Origin of the sequence: Terrabacter sp. 2TAF16, assembly GCF_052115065.1 — a bacterium.
In the GTDB taxonomy this organism is placed as follows: domain Bacteria; phylum Actinomycetota; class Actinomycetes; order Actinomycetales; family Dermatophilaceae; genus Terrabacter.
The window spans coordinates 1-515 of the sequence record NZ_JBFRFZ010000045.1 but is presented as its reverse complement, the minus strand read 5'-3'; the positions used below and the strand labels follow the sequence as shown (position 1 = coordinate 515).

Here is a 515-nt window from a genome sequence, read left to right as displayed (position 1 = left end):
GAAGGATCGCCGAGAGGAGGCTCGCCGTGCCGTACACCCCGTCACCGGTGGAGTCCTCCGGTGCGCCGGCGGGTGGGCGCTGGAGGACTCTGAGGGTGGCGTGGACGGCCGACCGTGGCCGACTGTCCCGGTCGCTGGAGCCGGTGCTGGAGCGCTGGCGCGCGGATGCCGCACTCGCCTCTGTTCCCGGTGCCGCGGTGGCATGTGGGAAGGGGCGCACCGGTGGTGCTGCCCGGGTGACGGCCGGTGAGCGCGCGGCKGCAGCGGTGGCGTTGGAGGGGTTGGCGCGGCCGGGGAGCGGGTGCTGGCCGAGATCCAGGCGCTCGAGGTCGCCAAGGCGCGCCTCGAGGCCGACCTSCTCGCCGCGTACGGCGCGCTGGCCGGCATCGAGGCCCACCAGGTCGACGCCCTCCCGGTCGGGGCCCTCGCCCGGGTGTCCGCGCGGGTCTCGCCCGAGCGGGTCGTCACCGAGGAGATCGCCCTCGCGACCGGTGTCGGCGCCGGGGAGGTCGCCC

The 515-nt window shown here is 76.8% G+C and carries 1 pseudogene; it reads left to right on the top strand.

From position 1 onward, the window contains the following. Positions 1-301: 301 nt before the first annotated feature. A pseudogene (locus AB4Z14_RS22055) lies at positions 302-515 on the top strand (HNH endonuclease signature motif containing protein); the annotation flags it as partial.